This window comes from Catenuloplanes sp. NPDC051500 (genome assembly GCF_044454585.1).
Lineage (GTDB): Bacteria > Actinomycetota > Actinomycetes > Mycobacteriales > Micromonosporaceae > Catenuloplanes.
The window spans coordinates 95,529-116,781 of record NZ_JBITDX010000009.1 but is presented as its reverse complement, the minus strand read 5'-3'; the positions used below and the strand labels follow the sequence as shown (position 1 = coordinate 116,781).

At 72.5% G+C, this 21,253-nt stretch carries 23 protein-coding genes; 9 read left to right on the top strand and 14 right to left on the bottom strand.

Annotation, left to right across the window (positions count from 1 at the left end; translation table 11 throughout):
* Positions 1-8: 8 nt before the first annotated feature.
* The 4 genes from ACIA8K_RS19870 to dhaK form a co-directional block, all read right to left on the bottom strand.
* Positions 9-314, bottom strand: a complete 306-nt coding sequence (locus tag ACIA8K_RS19870) for an antibiotic biosynthesis monooxygenase (protein ID WP_396061037.1) — start codon at positions 312-314, stop codon at positions 9-11.
* Between the two features lie 114 nt (positions 315-428).
* Complete coding sequence (locus ACIA8K_RS19865) at positions 429-2,006, bottom strand: FAD-dependent oxidoreductase (protein WP_396061035.1); 1,578 nt, start codon at positions 2,004-2,006, stop codon at positions 429-431.
* 85 nt (positions 2,007-2,091) lie between these two features.
* Positions 2,092-2,679, bottom strand: coding sequence for a dihydroxyacetone kinase subunit DhaL (gene dhaL / locus ACIA8K_RS19860; protein WP_396061033.1), 588 nt, complete (start codon positions 2,677-2,679; stop codon positions 2,092-2,094).
* 2 nt (positions 2,680-2,681) lie between these two features.
* On the bottom strand, positions 2,682-3,662 hold the full coding sequence (dhaK, locus tag ACIA8K_RS19855; RefSeq protein ID WP_396061030.1) for a dihydroxyacetone kinase subunit DhaK: 981 nt from the start codon (positions 3,660-3,662) through the stop codon (positions 2,682-2,684).
* A gap of 69 nt (positions 3,663-3,731) precedes the next feature.
* Between dhaK and dhaM the strand changes: the two genes are divergently transcribed.
* A complete protein-coding gene (gene dhaM / locus ACIA8K_RS19850; RefSeq protein WP_396061028.1) occupies positions 3,732-4,124 on the top strand; it encodes a dihydroxyacetone kinase phosphoryl donor subunit DhaM in 393 nt (130 codons plus the stop codon).
* Positions 4,125-4,262: 138 nt separating this feature from the next.
* Here dhaM and ACIA8K_RS19845 read toward each other — a convergent pair whose 3' ends face one another.
* Positions 4,263-4,838 carry a TetR/AcrR family transcriptional regulator gene (locus tag ACIA8K_RS19845; protein WP_396061025.1) on the bottom strand — a complete coding sequence of 192 codons (576 nt, stop codon included), beginning with the start codon at positions 4,836-4,838 and terminating at the stop codon, positions 4,263-4,265.
* Positions 4,839-4,860: 22 nt separating this feature from the next.
* Here ACIA8K_RS19845 and ACIA8K_RS19840 point away from each other — a divergent pair, with 22 nt between their 5' ends.
* A complete protein-coding gene (locus tag ACIA8K_RS19840) occupies positions 4,861-5,721 on the top strand; it encodes an alpha/beta fold hydrolase (protein ID WP_396061023.1) in 861 nt (286 codons plus the stop codon).
* Here ACIA8K_RS19840 and ACIA8K_RS19835 read toward each other — a convergent pair.
* Positions 5,612-6,022 (bottom strand): HD domain-containing protein, encoded by a 411-nt coding sequence (locus tag ACIA8K_RS19835; protein ID WP_396061020.1) that lies wholly within the window; start codon positions 6,020-6,022, stop codon positions 5,612-5,614. The two genes, ACIA8K_RS19840 and ACIA8K_RS19835, sit on opposite strands and share 110 nt — an antisense overlap.
* Positions 6,023-6,137: 115 nt before the next feature.
* Here ACIA8K_RS19835 and ACIA8K_RS19830 point away from each other — a divergent pair, with 115 nt between their 5' ends.
* Positions 6,138-6,671 carry a DUF1697 domain-containing protein gene (locus ACIA8K_RS19830; RefSeq protein WP_396061018.1) on the top strand — a complete coding sequence of 178 codons (534 nt, stop codon included), beginning with the start codon at positions 6,138-6,140 and terminating at the stop codon, positions 6,669-6,671.
* Positions 6,672-6,675: 4 nt separating this feature from the next.
* On the opposite strand, the gene ACIA8K_RS19825 is transcribed toward ACIA8K_RS19830, so the two are convergent.
* The 5 genes from ACIA8K_RS19825 to ACIA8K_RS19805 all read right to left on the bottom strand — a co-directional run bounded on the left by ACIA8K_RS19825 (position 6,676) and on the right by ACIA8K_RS19805 (position 9,926).
* A complete protein-coding gene (locus ACIA8K_RS19825) occupies positions 6,676-7,251 on the bottom strand; it encodes an NAD(P)H-dependent oxidoreductase (protein ID WP_396061015.1) in 576 nt (191 codons plus the stop codon).
* A complete protein-coding gene (locus tag ACIA8K_RS19820) occupies positions 7,248-7,481 on the bottom strand; it encodes a hypothetical protein (protein ID WP_396061013.1) in 234 nt (77 codons plus the stop codon). Before ACIA8K_RS19820 ends, ACIA8K_RS19825 begins: the two co-directional genes overlap by 4 nt.
* Positions 7,482-7,516: 35 nt before the next feature.
* Positions 7,517-8,719, bottom strand: coding sequence for a sensor histidine kinase (locus tag ACIA8K_RS19815; protein WP_396061010.1), 1,203 nt, complete (start codon positions 8,717-8,719; stop codon positions 7,517-7,519).
* Positions 8,720-8,850: 131 nt separating this feature from the next.
* A complete protein-coding gene (locus tag ACIA8K_RS19810) occupies positions 8,851-9,282 on the bottom strand; it encodes a protein phosphatase (RefSeq protein ID WP_396061009.1) in 432 nt (143 codons plus the stop codon).
* Positions 9,282-9,926: a DUF2306 domain-containing protein gene (locus ACIA8K_RS19805; protein ID WP_396061007.1), complete on the bottom strand. Its 645-nt coding sequence runs from the start codon at positions 9,924-9,926 to the stop codon at positions 9,282-9,284. The genes ACIA8K_RS19810 and ACIA8K_RS19805 overlap by 1 nt, the downstream gene beginning before the upstream one ends.
* A 121-nt stretch (positions 9,927-10,047) precedes the next feature.
* Here ACIA8K_RS19805 and ACIA8K_RS19800 point away from each other — a divergent pair, with 121 nt between their 5' ends.
* Both ACIA8K_RS19800 and ACIA8K_RS19795 read left to right on the top strand, forming a co-directional pair.
* Complete coding sequence (locus ACIA8K_RS19800) at positions 10,048-10,770, top strand: TetR/AcrR family transcriptional regulator (protein ID WP_396061004.1); 723 nt, start codon at positions 10,048-10,050, stop codon at positions 10,768-10,770.
* Positions 10,771-10,802: 32 nt separating this feature from the next.
* Entirely contained in the window at positions 10,803-12,077 is a 1,275-nt protein-coding gene (locus ACIA8K_RS19795) for a dienelactone hydrolase family protein (RefSeq protein ID WP_396061002.1), read from the top strand.
* 62 nt (positions 12,078-12,139) lie between these two features.
* On the opposite strand, the gene nhaA is transcribed toward ACIA8K_RS19795, so the two are convergent.
* Together nhaA and ACIA8K_RS19785 are read right to left on the bottom strand one after the other, a co-directional pair.
* Positions 12,140-13,441: a Na+/H+ antiporter NhaA gene (gene nhaA / locus ACIA8K_RS19790; protein WP_396060999.1), complete on the bottom strand. Its 1,302-nt coding sequence runs from the start codon at positions 13,439-13,441 to the stop codon at positions 12,140-12,142.
* Between the two features lie 86 nt (positions 13,442-13,527).
* On the bottom strand, positions 13,528-14,151 hold the full coding sequence (locus ACIA8K_RS19785) for an excalibur calcium-binding domain-containing protein (protein WP_396060997.1): 624 nt from the start codon (positions 14,149-14,151) through the stop codon (positions 13,528-13,530).
* A 233-nt stretch (positions 14,152-14,384) separates the two neighbouring features.
* On the opposite strand from ACIA8K_RS19785, the gene ACIA8K_RS19780 reads away from it, so the two are divergent.
* The 4 genes from ACIA8K_RS19780 to gap all read left to right on the top strand — a co-directional run bounded on the left by ACIA8K_RS19780 (position 14,385) and on the right by gap (position 18,108).
* Positions 14,385-14,867, top strand: coding sequence for a DUF2231 domain-containing protein (locus tag ACIA8K_RS19780; RefSeq protein ID WP_396060995.1), 483 nt, complete (start codon positions 14,385-14,387; stop codon positions 14,865-14,867).
* Positions 14,868-14,952: 85 nt separating this feature from the next.
* Entirely contained in the window at positions 14,953-15,735 is a 783-nt protein-coding gene (locus tag ACIA8K_RS19775) for a GNAT family N-acetyltransferase (protein WP_396060993.1), read from the top strand.
* 264 nt (positions 15,736-15,999) lie between these two features.
* Entirely contained in the window at positions 16,000-16,935 is a 936-nt protein-coding gene (locus tag ACIA8K_RS19770) for a GlxA family transcriptional regulator (RefSeq protein WP_396060990.1), read from the top strand.
* A 174-nt stretch (positions 16,936-17,109) separates the two neighbouring features.
* Positions 17,110-18,108 (top strand): type I glyceraldehyde-3-phosphate dehydrogenase, encoded by a 999-nt coding sequence (gene gap, locus ACIA8K_RS19765; protein ID WP_396060988.1) that lies wholly within the window; start codon positions 17,110-17,112, stop codon positions 18,106-18,108.
* 147 nt (positions 18,109-18,255) lie between these two features.
* On the opposite strand, the gene ACIA8K_RS19760 is transcribed toward gap, so the two are convergent.
* Positions 18,256-21,234: a tetratricopeptide repeat protein gene (locus tag ACIA8K_RS19760; RefSeq protein WP_396060986.1), complete on the bottom strand. Its 2,979-nt coding sequence runs from the start codon at positions 21,232-21,234 to the stop codon at positions 18,256-18,258.
* Positions 21,235-21,253: the final 19 nt, after the last annotated feature.

Sequence of the window (21,253 nt, the reverse complement as noted above, 5' to 3'; positions counted from 1 at the left end):
GTACTCCCTCAGGTTTCGAAATCGACCTCGTAGTGCCGGACGATGGTGTCGTAGCGGATGAACAGCGCGCGCACCGAGTCGGCGATGACCGGGGTCTCGGGGCTGTCGCCGGCGAACCGGGCGACCGAGTCCATGTCCTCGAAGTAGGCGATGGAGAGGAACTCGACCTCGTCGTCCGCCTCGCGGCGCATCAGGCGGGCGCCGCCGAAGCCGTTGACGGCACGCAGCGTGGAAAGGACCTCGGCGCGGTAGTGACGGTCGTAGGCGGCGGCGTCCTGAGCGTGGACCCAGCCACGCCAGACTCGTGCGATCACGGATCAGCCTCGCCTTCAGCGTTGGTGACGGGGTCGATTGTGCCGGTTCGCGCGCGATCACGCAGGGCGAACCGGCGCCTCGAGCTGCCGGTTCATCTGCCGGTAATAGTCCCGTCAGCGGCGGATCGCTTTCACCACAACATCGTGCACCGTGGTCTCGGCACCATCGGGTCCCGTGGCCGGGCGGGCGCGTTCCTCGACGACCTGGAGGTCCCACTCGTCCGGCTCGAGCACTGCGGCGATCTCGGGCGCGGTCATGAACAGCTCGGGCAGGTCCGGGCGCGGGACCGTGGACGAGGCGACGTCGGTGTAGCTGTGATTGACGATCAGCAGCGTGCCGCCGGGCGCGACACCTGCCGCGAGCCGCCGGTAGAGGTCAGTGCCCAGGGCGCCGTACATGTGCACGAACTGCGTGCTGACCAGGTCGAAGGCGCCGGGCTCGGGGGCCCAGGTGGTGAGGTCGCCCTGTTCCCAGCTGACGGAGACGCCGCGGGCGTCCGCGTGGGTGGCGGCGCGTTCCAGCGCGGTGGTGGAGATGTCGACGCCTGTCGTCTCCCAGCCCTGGGCGGCCAGCCAGATCGCGTCGCCGCCCTCGCCGCAGCCGGCGTCCAGCGCGCGACCGGGCTTGAGGTCCGACACGTCACTGACCAGGTGGACGTTGGGATTGCCGCTGAATTTCGGGGTGGCGTAGCGACGCTCCCAGTAGTCGCGGGAGAACAGCTCGGACGGGTCGTCGGCGTCCACGCCGAGGCGCCGCAACGCGACCGCGCGCCGGGTCTCCTGCATGATCAGGTCGCCGTTGAGCGCGCCTCCGGCCATCAGACCTGATGCGGCCGCGGTGATGACCTGGGCCATCGGGTCGACGACGTTGCCGGCGGCGAAGATGCCGGGCACGCTCGTGGCCCCGGCCGGGGAAACCGGGATGAAGGCGCCGATCGGGACGGGACCGGCGGTCTTCTCCTCGGCGACGAGGCCGAGCGAGGTCAGCAGGCTGTCGCGGGGGCGCAGGCCGGTCTGAATGACGAGCGCGGCGCGCGGGATGACCTCGTCGCCGACGCGCACACCGGTCAGCCGGTCGTCGATGATCTCGAGACCGGTGATGCGGCCCTCGATCAGGCGGACCCTGCGGGCCGTCAGCTGCTCATGCTGCTCGTCCGTGATGCTGAAGCCGTCGTGCAGGAACAGCGCGACGTCGGCGGTCCACTGGCCCCAGAGCAGCGCGGCATGCACGGCCATCGGGCTGGTCGCGATCACGCCGATCGCCTGGTCGCGGACCTCCCAGCCGTGGCAGTAGGGGCAGTGCAGGACATCCCTGCCCCACCGGTCCGCGAGGCCGGGGATGTCCGGCAGGTCGTCGACGAGTCCGGTCGTGACGAGGATCCGCCGCGCGGTGACCGACGTTTCGCCGCAGGCCACGGTGAATCCGCGGTCGGCGTCGCCGGTCACCGCGGTGACGGCCGCGTCCAGGAACTCGCCGCCGTAGGACGCCACCTCCGCCCGTCCACCGCGCAGGAACTCCCCCGGCGCCACGCCCTCCCGGCCCAGGTAGTTGTGCATGTGGTCGGCCGGCCGGTTGCGCTGCTCGCCGGCGTCTACGACGAGCACCGAGCGGCGCGCCCGGGAGAGCGCGAGCGCCCCGCTCAGCCCGGCCGCGCCGCCGCCGATGATCACCACGTCGTACTGCTCTTTCACGGTTTCTTCCTCCTCGTGTCCGACGGGAACGAGCGTCACCCGCGCCCCCGGAGAACGACAAGAAAGCTTGCCGGATTGGCAAAGCCTAGGAGCCCGCCAGCGCTTGGAAGATGATCGCCGTGGACGTCGCCCCCGGGTCCTGATGGCCGACGCTGCGTTCACCGAGATACGACGCCCTGCCCTTGCGCGCCTGCAGTCCGGTGGTGTCCTTCGCCCCCTTCGCCGCCGCGGTCGCCGCCGCCGCCGCGCCACTGAGCTTGTAGGCAGCGGCCGCGGGCAGCCACGCGTCCACCATCGTCTTGTCGCCCGGTTGCGCGCCGCCCAGCTTGCGGATCGCGGCCAGGCCCGCCTCGAGCGCGTCGCCGAACTGTTCCCGAGTCACGTCCGGACTGGTCAGAGCCTTGCCCATGGCACGGAACGCGGAACCGTAGAGCGGGCCGGACGCGCCGCCGACCTTGGAGATCAGCGTCGCGCCGGTCTTGGTCAGCACGTCCCCCACGGTCTCCGCCTCGAAGCCGTCGAGCGCCTGCTTCACCGCGGCGAAACCGCGCTTGAGGTTCGCGCCGTGGTCGCCGTCGCCGATCGCGGAGTCCAGCCGGGTGAGCGTCTCCGCGTCCGCCTCGACCTTCGCCGCGATCGCCGCGATCCACTCCCGAGCCTGATCAACATTCATGATCATGACCCCCAACGCAATCCGGGGGTACGCACCGGAGCGTCCCACAGGCGCAGGATCTCGTCGTCCGCCTGGCACAGCGTGAGCGAGGCGCCGGCCATGTCCAAACTGGTCACGTAGTTCCCGACCAGGCTGCGGCGCACGTTCACCAGCTTGGAGACCTCGCCGAACAGCAGGTAGAGCTCGATCAGCGGCGTGCCGCCGAGGCCGTTGAGCAGCACGATCGCGTTGTCACCAAGACCCGGCTTGGCCTCCAGGATCGCCTCCACCATCAGCGCCGCGACCTCCCGCGCACCGGTGACTGTGGCCCGCTGCCGGCCGGGCTCGCCGTGGATGCCGACGCCGACCTCCATCTCGTCGTCCGGCAGGTCGAAGCCCGGCTGGCCGGCCGCGGGCGTGGTCGCCGCGGTCAGCGCCACAGCGAACGAGCCGGACCGCTCGTTCACAAGCCGCCCGATCGCGGCCACGTCGGCAAGCGGGGCGCGCTCCTCCGCCAACGCGCCCGCGACCTTCTCCACGATCAGCGTGGCCCCGGTGCCGCGACGGCCCGCGGTCCAGGTCGAGTCCTCCACCGCCACGTCGTCGTTGACGAGCACTGTCTCCACGGTGATCTTGTCGTCCGCGGCCAGGTCCGCCGCCATCTCGAAGTTGAGCACATCGCCGGTGTAGTTCTTGACGATGTGCAGCACGCCCGCGCCGCCGTCGACCGCGCGCGTGGCGGCGACGATCTGGTCCGGCACCGGCGACGTGAACACCTCGCCCGCACAGGCCGCGTCGAGCATGCCGGGCCCGACGAAGCCGCCGTGCAGCGGCTCGTGCCCGGACCCGCCGCCGGAGACGATGCCGACCTTGCCGCGGATCGGCGCGTCTCCGCGTACCACAAGTTGATTTTCGGGGTCTATGCGCAGTTCAGCGTGGGCCGCGGCCAGCCCCGCAAGCGCCTGCGCCACCACGTCACCAGGATCGTTGATGAACTTCTTCATCGGTGCGCTCCCTTCCAGGGGTCAGCTTTCCCTTCTGCCGGGGATTCCGCCAGGCGTTACGATCCGGACATGGTGGGGATAGTCCTGATATCGCACAGCGGTCTTCTCGCGGACGGGCTCCGTGATCTCCTCACCGAGCTCCGCGGGCCCGGCTCCGGCGCCATCGAGGTGGCCGGCGGCACCGCGGACGGCGGCCTCGGCACCAGCGAGGAACTCATCCTGGCCGCGATCTCCCGGGCCGACCGCGGCGACGGCGTGCTGCTCCTCGCGGACCTCGGCAGCTCCGTGCTGACCGCGCTGACCATCGTGGAGGATCTCGACCGCAAGGACCTGCGCCTGGCGGACGCGCCGCTTGTCGAGGGCGCGATCGCGGCGGCGGTCACGGCGTCGACCGGGGCCACACTGGACGCGGTCGCCGCCGCCGCGGAGGAGGCCCGAACGGTCGCGAAACTCGGCGATTGACCGGCGGCGACGTCGGCCCCCGGCCCCGGCGGCCGGGCGGCAGGGCCGGTGGTCGGGCGGCAGCGGGCCTGCTCCGTGCGATCGTTTCCTGGCGGGTCTGACGTGCAGGGTCCGTCGCATCGACGAGCCGGGGTGGGTCTACCCGCCGTCCCCGAAGACCAGCCTGAGCTGATGGCGGAGGACCCCGATCGCGGCCGTGGCGTCGCGCTGGCCGCCGAGGATGCTTGAGCCGAGCCCGTTGGTGAGCGCCAGCAGCCCGGCCGCGGTCAGCTCCGGCTCCGGCCGCTCCGCAGTCCGTAGCTGGGTGGCGATCAGGCGCTCCAGCCCGTCCGGGTAGGCGGTGCCGTTCTCGGTCAGGTGCGGCTCGGCCAGCACCAGGCTGTAGAACGCGGCGAACGTGCGGGTGATCCGCACGCCCTCCGGGTCGGTGGGCAGCACCGCGAGCAGCAGCTCGGTGACGAACTCGCGTGGCGGCATGGTGGCCGTCAGCCGTGCCTTCATCCGGTCCCCGAGCTGTTCCGCGAGGAAGCCGAGCGCGGCCAGGAGCAGCTCGTCCTTGGTGTGGAAGTAGTACTGCACCAGGCGTAGTGAGACGCCGGCCGCGACCGCCACCTCCCGCATGCTGGCGTATTGCAGGCCGCGCTCCTCCGCGATGCGCAGCAACGCGCCGGCGATGTGCCGCTTCCGCTCGTCATGGTCCACCCGCTTCGGCATTTTTTGATGATACGTTCGTACCATGAAAACCAGCGAGTTCACCTCCCCGGCGGCTGGCTCACGATTCCTCTCGGCGTACGAGGCCGCCCTGGCACGCCTGCTGCCATTGCCGTCCGCATCGGTCACGACGTCGTTCGGCACCGCTGTCGCCTACCGGGGTGGCGCGTCCACAGGCACGCCGATCGTGCTGCTCCCGGGGGCGGGCGGGAGCGCGATCACCTGGTACCGGTATGCCGGGCGGCTCGGGCGGCAGCACCCGGTCATCGCGCTCGACCTGATCGGCGAACCCGGCGCGGCGCGGCAGACCAGGCCGATCGTGGACGCGGGCGAGTTCGTGGCGTGCGTCGCCGAGACGCTGGCCGGGCTGGACGTGCCGCGATGCCATCTGGTCGGCATGTCCTACGGCGGGTGGGCGGCGCTCCGTCACGAGATCACGTTTCCCGGGCGCGCGGCCAGCCTGACGCTGCTCGATCCGGCCGGGTTCGGGCGGGTGACCACGCGCTTCATGCTGTGGCTGATCGCGGGCGGGCTCGCCGGTTTCACACCGCGGACGCTGCGGCATGCGCTGGCCGGGCCGTTCCGGAACGCGACGCTCCGGGACGACGAGCTGATGGGGCTGCTGCCGCTGCAGATGTCGTTCCGCCGGCGGCTGCCCGCGCCTGACACGTTCACCGATGCGGAGTTGGCGTCCGTTGGCGTACCCACGATGTTCCTGCTCGGCGAGCACAGTGCGCTCTATCCGGCGGCCGAGGCGGCGGCCCGGCTCACCTCGATCATGCCGTCCGCGCAGGTCTTGGTGGTTCCCGGCGCCTCACACGACGTACCGGCCTTCGCACCCGACCTGGTCGCCTCACGGATCGAGACCTTCCTGACCACAGCCTGAGCCCGCGCCCTGGCGGCTCGTGCAGGCTCCCCGCCTCAGCCCGGCACCGGGTAGGCGGTTCCTCCGGATGCCGCACCTTCCCGATGTCGTGAATCGCGGCACCGAACAGGACCAGATCCCTGTCGAAATCCAGCTTTCCGGTAAGCGCGTGAGTCAGTTGCCACGCCACGTCGTGGACCGCCCGCAGGTGCGCGGCCAGCCGGGGCGGCGCGTCAAGCGCCTCCAGGTGCGCGGTGGCGGCCTCCGGCAACGGCCGCAGATCCCCGTCGGTGAGCGCGGCCTTGAGCAGCCGATCAGTCATGTCGATCTCCACCTGTCCACGAATCCGATTCCACAATGCTGCGGGTGCCGGCCTGTTCGCCCGCGGACCGCGTGGGCGCTTGACGGGTCCGTGCCGGTCGGACAGCCTGGCCGTCATGAACCGGTACGTCCTGCTGCTGCGCGGCATCAACGTCGGCCGCAACCGCCGCATCGGCATGGCCGACCTTCGTGAGCTGCTCACCGCCGAGGGCCACACGAACGTCGCCACGCTGCTGCAGAGCGGCAACGTGGTGCTGGACAGCGACCTCCCGCGCGCGGAACTCGGCCCGTCCGCCGAGAAGGCGATCGAGAAGCGCTTCGGCCTGTCCGTCGACGTGATCGTGCGCGACCGCGCCGACCTCGCCGCCCTCGTCGCGGAGAACCCGTTCGCCGACGTGGCCGCCGACGGCTCCCGGTTCACCGTGTCGTTCCTGGCCGCACCGCTCACCACGCCGGTCACCGAGCTGCTGGCCGGCGTCGACCCGCTGGACGACCTGTTCGCCGCCCGGGACGAGGAGATTTACGTCTGGTGCCCGCACGGCCTCAGCAACAGCCCGGTGATCACCGCCCTGAGCAGAATCAAGAACCAGCCCGCCGCCACGGTACGCAACTGGAACACCGTCCAGAAGCTCCTCGCGATGCTTGACTGACCACTCACACCTCCCGCCCCAGCGCCGCCGCCCGCCGCAGATGCTCCCGCCGGCCGGCCTCCCCACCGTTCAACTGCCCGCCGAACAGCACGAAGTCGGCGTGGGCGGCGCGCGCGCCGATCCGGTCAGCAAGCATCGTGGTGCGCATCGCCGGGTAGCAGCCGGACGCCTCAAGATCCGCGGCGCCGTGCCCGCTCGTGCACAGCACCAGCGCGGACCTGGCCGGGCGCAACGTCATCGGCTCGTAGGCCCACCCCGCCGTCCACACCCGGTCGAACCAGCCCTTGAGCAACGCCGGGCAGTCGTTCCACCAGACCGGATAGACGAAGGCCCACACGTCCGCCGCGGCGAGCCGCTCCTGCTCCACAGTGACATCCGGAGCGACCGGCACGTGGGCGCCCCTGCCGGTCTCCCGTGCGTACTCCTCGGCCGAGAGGCCCGCCCGGAATCCCTGCGCATACAGGTCCGACACGGAGGCGGTGTGCCCGGCCTCCGCCAGCCCGCCGAGGAACGCGCCAAGCACCTCGCGGGTGAAACTCTGCGGGGCCGGGTGGGCGTAGACCACGTGCACGTGGCTCACCGGCCACACACCCCCGCCGACGGCAGCAGGCGCTCCGGACGGGCGTGCGAGTAGTCGCGGGCCTCCGCCACCAGCCCGTCTGCCACCAGCCCGTCTGTCACCAGCCCGTCCGCCGGGAACCGGAGCACCGTGCACCCGCTGATCGTCAGTGGCGCGATCGCCTCCACATCCTTCGCCGGCCACCCGGCCCACCCGCTCGGCCACCGCTTCGCCGCGTCCCGCACATCCATGACCACATGCCTACCACCGGGGTACGACGTGCGCCTCACGCGGCGGACGGAAGGGTCACGGTAAACCGGGCGCCGGGGTCGGCGTCCTCGTAGCAGGTGTCGCCGCCGTGCGCGCGGGCCAGCTCGCGGACCAGCCACAGGCCGAGCCCGACCGAGCCGGGCAGGTCGCCGGAGGTGCCGTAACGGGCGAAGAGACGATCCTGGTCCGCGGGGGCGACGCCGGCGCCGTGGTCCCGGACAGCTAGCCAGATCATGCCGCCGGTCGCCGGTCCGGCCGTGATCTCGACGGGGGCGACGCCGTACTTGGCCGCGTTGCCGACCAGGTTGACCACGATCTGTTCCAGGCGCTGCGGGTCGGCGGTGACGGTGAGCTCCGGCGGGACCTCGATCGCGACCGGCCCGACGTTCAGGAAGCCGACCGCGTCCTGACAGGCCTTACGGAGGCAGATCGGCGTGAGTTCGAGCCGGAGTGTGCCGCGCGATTCGACCCGGTCCAGGTCGAGCAGGCCGGAGGCGAGCCGGCCGAGCCGCGCGGACTGGCGGAGCGCGGACTCGATGAAGCTGTCGCGTTTCTCCGGGGGCAGGTCACCGTCGCGGATCATCTCCAGTACCAACTGGATGGTGCTGAGCGGCGAGCGGACGTCGTGCGCCACGGCCGAGGTCAGGCCGCGGCGCCAGCGTTCGACGCCGGAGAGCTGCTCCAGCGCGGCCCGCAGCGCGCCGACCCGAGCGTTGATCATGAGGGCGACCCCGACAGCCACCGGGATCAGGCCGACCACGCTGCCGACCACGTCCGGCGGCTGGTTGGTGAGGAGCAGCGGCAGCACATAGCTCACCACGGCGAACGGGCTGAGCGCCCAGATCACCCACCGCGGGAAGTGCAGGCCCAGCCAGGCGAAGAACAGCACGTACAACGGCCCGGTCCCGGCCGCGACCCCGCCGAACGCCCAGGTGGAGAACCCGAGCACCGCGAGCGCGAACGGCGTGGCCGTCACCGGCGCGAGCGGCGGCCATCGCGACCAGGGCAGCATCCAGATCAGCGCGGCCAGCCCCAGGTCCGTTCCGGCGATCGCGATCAGCGGACCCGGCCGCGGTGAACCGGCCAGCAACCCCAGTAACGCGGCCAGCCCGGAGAACGCCAGCAGCGCGGCCGCCTGACGCGCAGCAGCCCTCGGGCCCGGGTCGCCGAGCCCCGCCCGCGCGCGCAGCCCGGCCCACCACCCCCGCGAGCTGGCCATAACCCCGAAAATATCTCCAATCACCTGCCAAATCCGCGAAACCGTCACTCGCCGCCGGCCCGTGCGCCGGGCACCGGCGAGGCCCGGCGCATCAGCGGCCAGCGGGCCGCGACCGGGAAGTGGGAAGCGGATCAGTGGGCGGTGAAGTGGGTGACGAAACGGCGTTGCCAGGGGGTCTCGACGGCGTGGCGGCTGTAGTTGGCGCGGACGAACGGGATCGCGTCGGCGGGTGGGAGGCCGTCGAGGATGGCGAGGCAGGCCAGGGCGGTGCCGGTGCGGCCGCGGCCACCACCACAGGCGATCTCCACCCGTTCGGTCGCGGCCCGGCGCCAGGCCTCCCGGAACGCGGCGGTGGCGGCCGCCGGGTCGAGTGGCAGCCAGAAGTCGGGCCAGCGCACCCAGGTGCTCGGCCAGCCGGGCTCCGGCGGGCGGCGGCCGCGCAGATGAACCGCGAACTCCGGCAACGGGCCCGCCGGCAGCGGGTGGCGCAGGCCGCGGCCGCGGACGAGGCGCCCGGACGGCAGTCGCAGCACGCCGGGTGCGGACGGGTTCCACGTCGTCATCAGGCAACGGTAGCCACCTCCGCACCCGAGGCGGCCGGGGTGCGGCGGGGCCGGCGCTCCAGCCACGCCTCGGCGATCAGGAGCGGGATGGTCCAGCCGAGCCAGGTGGTCAGGCCGCCGATGGTCCACATGGTCAGCTGCGGGTCCTCGGCGATCTTCGGCGGCAGACCGGGCAGCACAAGGATCGCGATCACCACGCCCCAGAGCCGGTTCGAGATGATCGAGGCCGAGAGCACGAAGCTGCGGATCATCCAGCGACGATGTTCGCGGTACCGGCGCTGCCGGCCGGCCCGCCAGCCGGCAAGCGTGGTGCCGAACCAGATCAGCGCCAGGATCACGCTGCTCGCCCCGGCGACCGGGCCGAACGGCGTGAACACGGCCAGCACCAGCGCGGTCGTGGCGGCGGGGAGCGCGCCGCCGAACACGTAGACCGTGCCGATCCGCCGGTGCAGCGCGGGACGGGCCTGCCGCAGCCACGGCCAGACCTGCAGCGCGCCGCCGAGCAGCGCGACGGAGCCGACGACCACGTGCGCGACCAGCCACCAGAACTGGCCGGGGAGCGCGTCATTCGCCGGGACGCGGGCCCGGGCCGGGTCGAGGCTGAGGTAGGGCGGCAGCGAGAAGGCCAGGAACACGACGATCACGAAGGAAAGCGGAAAGATCCATTTCGATTTCGCGTAGCTCATACGCCGGAGCGTATCTGATACGCTCAGCGTATGTCACACGCTTTCGGTGCGGGATACGCACACCGCTATGATCGGCGCGATGGCCGACATTGGAATGCCGCGCAGCCTGCGAGTCCTCTGGGACATGGACCCGCCGGCCAAACGACCCGCGCAGTCCCTGACGAGGGAGCGGATCGTGGCCACCGCGATCGAGATCGCGGACACGGAGGGCATCGCCGCCCTCTCGATGGCCAAGCTCGCGGAACGCCTGGGCAGCGCGACCATGTCGCTCTACCGGCACGTCGCCAACAAGGAAGAGCTCCTGATCTTCATGAGCGACGCCGCCCCGGGCAGGCCGCCCGCGATCGACCCGGACGCCGACTGGCGGCCCGGCCTGGAGACGTGGGCGCTCGCGCTGCGCGAGGTCTACCTGCGCCACCCCTGGATCCTGGTGATCAATCCCGGTCGCCCGCCGCTCGACCCGGGCCAGCTCGCCTGGGCCGACGCCGGGCTCGCCGCACTGAGCCGCACCGGGCTGAACGGCGGTCAGCGGCTCTCCGCGATCTTGGCGGTGCTCAACTACGTGCGTGGCGAGGCGCAGATCAGCGCCGGGTTGGCCGGCTCCGCCTGGGCCGACGAGGAGACCCAGCAGCGGTACGGCGATCTGATGCGACTCCTGGTCACCCGCGCGCGCTTCCCGCACCTGGCGGCCGCCACCGAGGAGGGCGCGTTCGCCATGGAGGACGAGGTCGACGGCGCGGACTTCTCCTTCGGCCTGGCGCGCATGCTCGACGGCATCGGCCACTTCATCGACACCGCTTGATGGAAAGCGCTTTCCCGCCTAGCATCGGCGGAATGAAGCGCCGCGCGTTCACCGCCCTACCCGCTGCCGCGCTGCTCCCCGCGGCCTTCCCCCACCTCGGCACCGACCCGCCACCGGGCGATACACCAGACGCCGCCCTCACCGGCGGCCCCGGCAGCCCCGACCCTGATATCTCCGGACCCAGCGCCCCCGGGCCCGGCGGCCCGCTCGACGGGTTCGAGTCACCCGGCGTCGTCCACGGCAACCTGCCCACCTTCTACGAGCGACTTCGCGCCGACCTGACGTACCCCGATGCCTGGGGTCGTTCGTCGATCCGGGATTTCGGCGCGTGGCGTCGCCATGCCCGCGCGCTCGTCGAGCGCCACCTCTTCCACCCCGCCGACGACCGGCTCCCGTTCCGCCCGCACGTGCTCCAGGAGCAGAAGAGCCCTCGGGGGTACGTCCGGCGTCTCATCGCGTTCGACCTCACCCGCTACAGCCGGGTGCGCGCCGCGCTCCTCACCCCGGACACGCCCGGTCCGCACCCGGGCGTGCTGCTCCTGCACGATCACGGCGCCCGCTTCGACATCGGCAAGGAGAAGTTCGTCGAGCCGTGGTACGACGACGCGCGCCTCGCCTCCGCGCAGGAGTGGACGACCCGCCTGATGAGCGGCCGTTTCGTCGGCGACGAGCTGGCCGCGCGCGGCTACACAGTGCTTGCCGTCGACACGCTCGGCTGGGGCGACCGCGCTGGCCTCGTCTACGACCAGCAGCAGGCACTCGCGAGCAACCTTTACGAGCTGGGCTCCTCCCCCGCCGGCCTGGCCGCCCGCGAGGACGTCCGCGCCGCCGCGTTCCTGGCCTCGCTCCCGCAGGTCGACCGGCGCCGCGTCGGCGTGGTCGGCTTCTCGATGGGCGCGTTCCGGGCCTGGCAGGTCGCCGCGCTCTCCGACCACGTCGCCGCCGCCGTCTCCGCCTGCTGGCTGACCACGGTGGCCGACATGATGGTCGTCGGCAACAACACGCTGCGCGGCCAGTCCGCCTACTGGATGCTGCACCCCGGCCTCACCCGCCACCTGGACATCCCCGACGTCGCCACGATCGCCGCCCCGAAACCCCTGATGGTCTTCGACGGCGCGCTCGACCCCCTCTTCACCCCCGCCGGCGTCGCCGCCGCCCACGCCCGCCTTCAGACGGTCTGGCAGTCCCAGCATGCCGCCGCCCACCTGTCCACAAGCGTCTACCCCGGCAAGGCCCACATCTTCGACGCCGACATGCAGGAGGACTCCTTCACCTGGCTCGACCGCGCCCTCCGGCCACGCCCCTGACCGGCACGTGCGCACCAGCCGGAGGCAGGTCACGCATTCGGTGGGGTGCCGGACTGGAGGTCTCAGGCCTTCTGCTGGTAGACGTCCGGGATGCCGTCCGCGTCCGCGTCGAGTTCTTCGGCCTCGTGCAGGCGCCGGTAATGCCGGTTGCGCAGGCGCAGCACGGCGGCGGCCAGCAGGGCGGAAATGAGGGAGCCGGTCAGAATGGCGAGGCGGGCGTGGTCGTCCTTCTCGCTTCCGGCGCCGAAGGCAAGCTCGCCGATGAGCAGCGACACGGTGAAACCGACGCCGGCCAGCAGTGACAGGCCGGCCACGTCCCACCAGCTGAGCTGGTCGCCGAGGGAGGCGCGGGTGAAGCGCTGTACCAGCCAGGTGGCGCCGAGCACGCCGATGGTCTTGCCGCACACCAGGCCGGCGATGATGCCGATGGTGACCGGGTCGCGAAGCGTCGGGCCGAGACCGCCGGCATCGGCAACCGAGACCCCGGCGGCGAAGAATGCGAAGACCGGGACCGCGACGCCTGCGGACAGCGGGCGCCAGCGGTGCTCGAAGTGCTCGGCCAGGCCGGGACCGTCACCGCCGGACCGGCGCACCACCGGGACCAGGAAGCCGAGCAGCACGCCGGCGACGGTGGCGTGGATGCCGGACCCGTGCACAAGCGCCCACGCGGCCGCCGCGAGCGGAAGCAGCAGCCACCAGGAGCGGACCCGGCGCTGCACCAGGAAGCCGAACAGGGCCAGCGGGATCAGCGCGGCGGCCAGCGGCAGCAGGTGCAGGGAACTGGTGTAGAAGACCGCGATGATCACGATGGCCAGCAGGTCGTCCACGACGGCCAGCGTGAGCAGGAACGTGCGGAGCGCGGACGGCAGGTGCGTGCCGACCACCGCGAGGACGGCGAGCGCGAACGCGATGTCGGTGGCGGTCGGCACCGCCCATCCCGACAGGGCGCCGCCGGCCGCGCGCACATTGATCACGGTGTAGATGACCGCGGGGACGGCCATGCCACCGGCCGCGGCCACAATCGGCAGCATCGCCCGGCTCGGGTCGCGCAGGTCACCGGCGACGAACTCGCGCTTGAGCTCCAGCCCGGCGACGAAGAAGAAGACGGCGAGCAGCCCGTCCGCCGCCCACTGGGCGAGCGTCAGATCCAGGTGCAGCGCGCGCGGGCCGATCGTGACCTCGCTCAGGGCACGGTACGCGTCCGCCCACGGCGAGTTCGCCCAGAGCAGCGCGAGCACTGCGGCGCCGAGCAGCAGCGCGCCGCCGACGGTCTCCGCGCGCAGGATGTCGGCGATCCGGCGCGCCTCGGGCCAGGTCCCCCTGCCGAACAGGTGACGGGCGGGACGCGGCGGAACACCGGACATGGGACTCCTTCAGGAGGGCACGACGAAGCCATCGCCGACCAGCCTTCCCGGCACACCTGGCACCCAACCTACCGTCCCGGGCGGGCTCATTCGCAGCCGATGCCGTCGCCGTCCCGGTCGAGGTGCCTGCCGTAGCCGGGCTGGCCCGCGTGGACCGGGGCGGCGCCGGCGTTCCGGGCGGCGGCGCAGTTCTTGTAGTAGACCGACGTGCCGCCGGAATCGCCACCGGAAGACCCCGAACCGCCGCCGGAATCGCCACCGGAATCGCCGCCGGAGGACTCGCCAGACTCGCAGACCACGCCGTCGGAGTCCCGGTCGATGTACCAGTCGTACTCCGGGTCGACGCCGCGCTGGTACGGCCCGCGCCCGTCGCCTGTCACCTCCTGGCAGGTCTTGTACCGCTTGTCCGTCACCGGCGCGGCCGCCGAGGGCACAACAGCGACCGGCGCGGAGGACGCGGACGGCGACGGCGGCGGAGACGCGGACGGAGAAGGAGAAGGAGAGGGGGAAGGCGACGGCGACGGGGAGGGGGACGGGGACGGCGGCGGCAGAGTCGACGCCACGGCGAGCGGCGTGCTCTCGCCCTCGCCCGAGAACGCACCGATCACGCCGCCGCAGCAGCAGCACAACGCCAGCACCCCGGCGCTGATCGACGCCCAGATCGTCTGTTGCGCGGTCAGCTTCCGCGCCGGATTCGTCTCAGTGGTCACGCAGTGATCATGTAGCGGTCACCGGATCCACGGCACCCACCGACCGGGCCGGCGAAAAAGCGCTCGGCCGATCCGAGATCCGCAGCTCAGTCACCGTAGCCTCACTCGATTGTGGACGGCGGTAGGCCGAACGGGTGCCGCGTTCCGTGACCGATCGGACTCCCTGACGGCGGACGGGCACCGCAGGACGCCGACGGGCCTCTATTGTGTGAGCACCCGATCCAGGAGGCGCAGTGTTCGAGACCGTGATGGGCATTCCGGCCCACCCGCTGATGGTGCATGCCGCGGTGGTGTTCGTGCCGCTGCTGGCCGTGCTGGCGATCGTCTACGCGTTCGTGCCGTTCACCCGTGCGCACACGCGGTGGGTGCTCGGGCTGCTGGCGATCGGCGCGCCGCTGTCCGCGCTGATGGCGAAGCTGACCGGTGACGCGTTCTACGCCCGGCTGGACTCTCAGGGCCGGATCAGCGAGGGCTACTACGACCGGCTCAACACACACAGCGATCTGGGTACGACCACGCTCTGGGCGTCGATCGGGCTCGGCGTGATCACTCTGGCGCTGGTCTGGTTCGTCCGGCCGAAGGACGGCTTCCAGGCGTCGAACCGGGTGCTCGGCCTGCTGCTTGGCGTGCTCGCGCTCGGTGCGGCCGGCGCCACGCTCTACTACGTGATCCGCACCGGCGACACCGGCGCGAAGGCGGTCTGGGAGGGTCAATAACGTCGTCGGGCGGGCGGAGTTCACGCGATGAGAGGTCGGTGACGCGCGCTGGCCCGGCGGGTGGGCCGCGGCGGACAATGAGCGCGTGATCATCCCCGTGGACGCGTTCTACGACGCGCTGAGCCTGTTCTGCGCCGTCGAGACCGAGGCGAACGGCACTGTGCGCGTCGTCTCCGGCATCCGGCTGGCCATGCTGAACGGCGTGTTCAGCGGCGCGCCGGTCCCGGACGCGGCCGAGATCGCCCGGCTCGCCGCGGACATGCCCGGCGACGGGCCGTGGTCGATCCAGGTGCGCGGCGAGCCGTCCCCGGAGATCGTGGAGATCGCCGCCGCCCACGGCCTCACCACCCTGGTCTCCGTGCCGATGATGCTCTGCGCGGCCGACGCGTTCCGGACCCAGGATGCCCGGCCCGGCGCGGTCGCAGCCCGCGGCGCACAGACAGGTGAGGCGGCGAGATCAGATTCACCGGCCGTCGCGGTACGGCGCATCGGCAGCGCGGATGCCGAGGCCTACGCGCACGTGCTGACCACCGGGTTCGGTGCGCCGCGCGAACTGCTGGGCCCGATGCTCGACCCGCGGATCCTGGACCTGCCGAAGGCCGCCACCTACCTGGTCGAGGAGGACGGCAGGCCGGTCGCGACCGGGCTCGGCGTGCTGATCCGCGACGTCATCGCCATCTTCAACATCACGACGGTGCCGGAGCGGCGTAGGCATGGGCACGGCCGCCTGATCACCGAGACGATCATGCGGGAGGCGTTCGGGATCGGGGCGACCCGCGCGCTCCTGCAGTCGAGCGCGGACGGCCTGCCGCTCTACTCCTCGATGGGCTTCACCACCGTCGAGTCCTGGACCTACCTGAGGTCGTGACCTCAACGCCGGCTCTCGTCCCGCCCGGCAACGCGACCACCCGGCCCAGCCGGCAACACGACCACCCGGCCTGCCCGGCAGCACGACCGCCAAGCCCGCCCGGCAGCACGACCACCCGGCCCGCCAGGCAACGCGACCACCCGGCCCGCCCGGCAGCACGACCACCCGGCCCGCGGCGGCGTGACGGGCCGACCGCGCAGGCCGTCCCGCCGGGCGCGGTGTACCTGACCGTGAGCGCCGGTGCGGATCGGGCATGATTTCCGGGTGCATCAGATCGCTGTGCTCGTGCTGGAGGGCGCGAAACCGCTCGACGTCGGCATCCCGGCGCAGGTGTTCTCGAACCGGCCGAGCATGCCCTACGAGGTCCGGGTCTGCGGTCCCGCGCCCGGCCTGGTGACCGGCGGTGACGGCCTGTCGTACCACGTGGCGGAGGGCCTGGAGGCGTTCGGCCGCGCCGACACGATCTTCATCCCGGGTTACCGGTCGCCGGCCACGACTGAGCCGCCGCCCGAGGTGGTGACCGCGCTGCGGGACGCGCACGACCGCGGCACCCGGCTGGCAGCGATCTCCACCGGCGCGTTCGCGCTTGCCGCGACCGGGCTGCTGGACGGCCGCCGGGCCACGACGCACTGGCATTACACGCGCGCGCTCGCGGACCGGCACCCGTCGATCCGGGTGGACGAGAACGTGCTCTTCGTCGACGAGGGCACGGTGCTCACCTCCGCGGGCGCCGCGTCCGGGATCGACCTCTGCCTGCATCTGGTCCGGCGTGACCACGGCGTGGCGCTCTCCAACCACACGGCCCGCCGGCTGGTCGCGGCCCCGTACCGTAGCGGTGGTCAGGCCCAGTATGTGCCGCGCAGCGTGCCGGAGCCGCTCGGCGACCTGTTCGCCGACACCCGCGAGTGGGCGCTCACCCACCTCGACGACCGGCTCACGCTCGACGTGCTCGCGCGCAACGCCAGCGTCTCCGCGCGGACGTTCTCCCGCCGGTTCCTTGAGGACACCGGTTACACGCCCATGCAATGGGTGCTGCGTGCCCGCATCGACCTGGCCCGTGAGCTGCTCGAACGAAGCGATCTGAGCATCGAGACGATCGCCCGCCGCGCAGGCCTGGGCACTGCCGCGAATCTGCGTCTGCACTTCCACCGCATCCTCGGCACGTCGCCGTCCGAGTACCGCCACACCTTCTCCGCCTGACAGTGACGTGCCGGGCGGGTCTTCGGTGACCACCCACGGATCCGCCGGCCGCGGGAGCGCGCGGAACCGGGCCCCGGCGGAGGCGGGACATCTGCTTGTGACCTGGCGGGATCCTTACGCATGGTGGCGTTCTGGTCGCTGCCGTGCGGGGCGGATTTCCGCGAGCATTGAGGCATGACACGCATCGCCGTCAACGGTTTCGGACGCATCGGACGCAGCTTCCTCCGCGCGCTGCTCGATCGGGACAGCAAGCTCGAGGTCGTCGCCATCAACGATCTCACGGCCCCGGCGACCTCGGCGCACCTGCTCAAGTACGACAGCACGCTCGGCCGCCTGGGCCGCCCGGTCGAGGTCGACGGCTCGACCCTGATCGTCGACGGGCGCCGGATCGCCGTGCTCTCCGAGAAGGACCCGGCGCACCTGCCGTGGCGCGATCTCGGCGTCGACCTGGTGCTCGAGTCGACCGGCCGCTTCACCTCCGCGGACGCCGCCCGCGCCCACCTCACCGCCGGGGCCAGGAAGGTGCTGGTCAGCGCGCCCGCGTCAGGTGCGGACGTGACGCTTGCCTACGGCGTCAACACGGACGCCTACGACCCGGCCGCGCACGCGATCGTGTCGAACGCGTCCTGCACCACGAACGCGCTCGCGCCGCTGGCAGCCGTGCTTGACGACCTGGCCGGGATCGAGCACGGCTTCATGACCACGGTCCACGCCTACACGCAGGAGCAGAACCTGCAGGACGGCCCGCACCGCGACCTGCGGCGTGCCCGCGCGGCCGGCGTGAACATCGTGCCGACCACGACCGGTGCGGCCAAGGCGATCGGCCTGGTGCTGCCGCAGCTCGCGGGGAAGCTGTCCGGCGACTCGATCCGGGTGCCGGTCCCGGTCGGCTCGATCGTGGAGCTGAACACGACTGTCGCGCGTGACGTGTCCCGCGACGAGGTGCTGGCCGCCTACCGGACCGCGGCCGCGGGACCGCTGAAGGGCATCCTTGAGTACGCGGACGAGCCGCTTGTCTCCGGCGACATCACCGGCAATCCGGCGTCGGCGATCTTCGACTCGGCCCTCACCCGCGTCGACGGGCGGCACATCAAGGTCGTCGCCTGGTACGACAACGAGTGGGGCTTCTCGAACCGGGTGATCGACACACTGGAGCTGCTGGCTACCGCTTGATCATCCGCAAGGTGTGCTGGCCGGCGGGCCACCCGCAGCGAGCTGATCACCATGCGCCAGATGTCCACCGGCCGGCCGATCCGCCGGCCGGTGGACGCGTCCCAGACCTCGAGGTGACTGTCACCTCCGGCTTGCAGTCCCGGTGGATCAGGAGAAGATCGAGGCCTGCTGGGGTGCGCCGATCTCCAGGTAGAGCGCGAGCGCGGCGCGCCGATGCTCGTCGGACGCGGCCCGGTCGGTGTGCGCGGCCGCGAGACCGCCGTGCGCGCGGGCCTGCTCGTAGCGGTCGCCGATCTCCCGGGCCACGGAGAGCGCGGCCGTGTGCGCCTCGCGGGCCGCGTCGTGGCGCCCGGCCGCCGCGTGCGCCTCGCCGATGCTGTTGCCGGCCTGGGCCTCGCCGGCGCGCTCGCCGAGCCGGCGGAAGATCGCCAGCGCCTGGAGCAGCCGGTCGAAGCCGGACGGGTCGCCGAGCGCAAGTTCCGCGGTGCCGAGGCCGTCGAGCGCCAGCGCCTCGCCGCCCCGCTCGGTGCTGCGGCGGAACAGCCGGAGCGCGGCCAGGTGGCAGTCGGACGCGTCCTCCAGGCGGCCCTGGCCGGCGGCCACGTGACCGAGGCTGACCAGGGCGTACGCCTCGCCGATGTGGTCTGAGATGCCGCGGCACAACACGACCGACTCGCGCAGGTGGCGATCCGCGTCCGCGTGCCGGCCCTGCCGCCGGTAGATCTGGCCGAGGTTGCCGAGCACCCGCGCCTCGCCCGGCCGGTTGCCGGTACGCCGGCAGAGCGCCAGCGCCTCGCCGAGCCGGGCGGCCGCGTCGTCGTACCTGCCGAGCCACGAGTCGACGTGCCCGAGGTTGCCGAGCGCCCGTGCCTCCTCCTCGTGGTCGCCGCAGCGCCGGGCCAGGTCGATCGCGGCCCGCAGGTGCTCGGCCGCCTGCGCGAACCGGCCCTGCTGGCTGTAGACGAGCGCGAGGTTGTTGAGCAGCCGCGCCTCGGCCCCGGTGTCGCCGGTCAGCTGTGCGGCTGCGCGCGCGTACGTGTGCATCGCGACCGCCTCCGCCACGTGCCCGCCACCCTCCAGGTAGCGCAGCAGCGTGACGGTGAGCCGGACCGCGTGGGCGGGGTGCCCGTGCGCGGCCGCGTGGGCGACGGCCGCGGCCAGGTTCGCCCGTTCCTCGTCGAGCCACACCTGCGCGGTCATCGGCTCGCCGACAGGGGCGATCGGCGATGGGGGCGTCCCGAGCGAGGCATGCCTGTCCCGCTCGGCCGGGTGCAGCGTGTCCATCGCGGTGCGCGCGGTGAACAGCCAGGCGTCGAGCAGCCGGGTGGTCCCGGTCTCGTCGCCGTCCAGGAACGCCAGCTCGGACGCGTACGCCCGGAGCAGGTCGTGCAGCGTGTAGCGGCCGACGGCACTGCGCTGCACCAGGTGCGCGCCGGCCAGCGCCTCAAGCAGGTCGCGGGCGTGGGCGACCGGCGCGCCGAACAGCGCGGCCGCGGCGTACGGCTCCACGTCCGGGCCCGGGTGCAGGCCGAGCAGCCGGAACGCGCGCGCGGCCGCCTCGGGCAGCTGACGGTAGGAGAACGAGAACACCGCGCGCACGCCGGTCTCCGGGTCGCCGCCCGCGTCGAGCATGGTCAGCCGCCGCCGCTCGTCCGCCAGCTCGCCGGCAAGTTGCCGCAGTGGCACGGACGGCCGGGCCAGCGCCAGCTCCGCGGCCACCCGGAGCGCCAGCGGCAGGCGGGCGCAGCGTTCGGCCAGCTCGTCGGTCGCGGCCGTGTCGTCGTCGCAGCGCGGGCCGATCAGCCGCCGGAGCAGTAGCACCGCGTCCGTGTGCGGCAGCAGGTCCAGGTCGAGGCGGCGGGCGCCGTGCCGGGCCACCAGGCCGGGGAGCCCGTCGCGGCTTGTCACGAGCGTGAGGCAGCCGGGCGTGCCGGGCAGCAGCGGGCGTACCTGGGCGACCGAGGCCGCGTTGTCGAGCACGATCAGCATGCGGCGGCCGTCAAGCAGGCTGCGGTAGCGGTCGGCGCGCTCGTCCGCGTCGAGCGGCACGTCCTGGCCGGGGACGCCGAGCGCGCGCAGGAACCGGGCCAGCGCCTCGCCCGCCTGGACCGGGCGCTCCACGTCGTACCCCCGGAGGTTTATGTAGAGCTGCCCGTCCGGGAAGCGGGCCCGGGCCCGATGCGCCCAGCGCACCGCGAGCGCGGTCTTCCCCACGCCTGCGGTGCCGGAGAGGGCGGAGATGAGCACGGTATTCACGTCGAGAAGCGCGTCCAGGTGGGTCAGCTCGTCTCCGCGGCCGACGAAGTCCGGCACGTCCGCGGGGAGTTGCGCCGGCACCCGCCGCCTCGGAACCACAGGCGTGGCCTCGTGCGGCACCGTGTCGTGAAGCACCGTGTCGTGCGCGGCCCGCAGCTCCGGGCCCGGGTCCACGCCCAGCTCGTCCGCGAGCCGCCGCCGGGCCGCGTGGTAGGCCTCGAACGCGTCCGCCCGCCGCCCGGCCGCCGCGTAGGCCCGGATCAGCCGCGCCTGGCCGGCCTCGTCGAGCGGCTGGGCCGCGACCGCCTCGGCAAGCGCGGGCAGCGCCTCCTCCACCTCGCCGAGCGCGATCTTCAGCTCGCCGAACCGGGCCAGCGCCGCGCTCCGCTCCGCCGCCACCGCGATCACCTTCGGATGCCCGGCCAACTGCGGCACGTCCGCCAGTGGCGCGCCCTGCCACTGCCGGAGCGCCTGTTCCAGCAGCGCGGCGGCGCGGTGGTCGTCGCCCTCCCGGCGCGCGACCGCTGCCTGGGCGGACAGCTGCCGGAAGCAGAGCAGGTCGAGCGTGTCCGCGGTGACGCGAAGCGCGTAGCCGTCGCCGATGTGTGGCAGCAGCGCGCTGCGCGAGCGGGACGGGCGGCCCGGTTCGAGGCGGCGGCGCAGGTGCTTGACGTAGGTCTGCAACACGTTGACCGCGCTTGCCGGCGGTTCGTCGCCCCAGAGCGAGTCGATCAGCTCGGGCCGGGTCACCGCCTGGCCGCCGGCCAGTGCGAGCAGGCCGAGCACCGCGCGCTGACCGGCCGAGGTGAGCTCGACCGGCTCGTCGTCGCCGAGCCAGGCGCGGACCGAGCCGAGCACCTGGATCCGCACGCGCGCACCTCCTACGAGA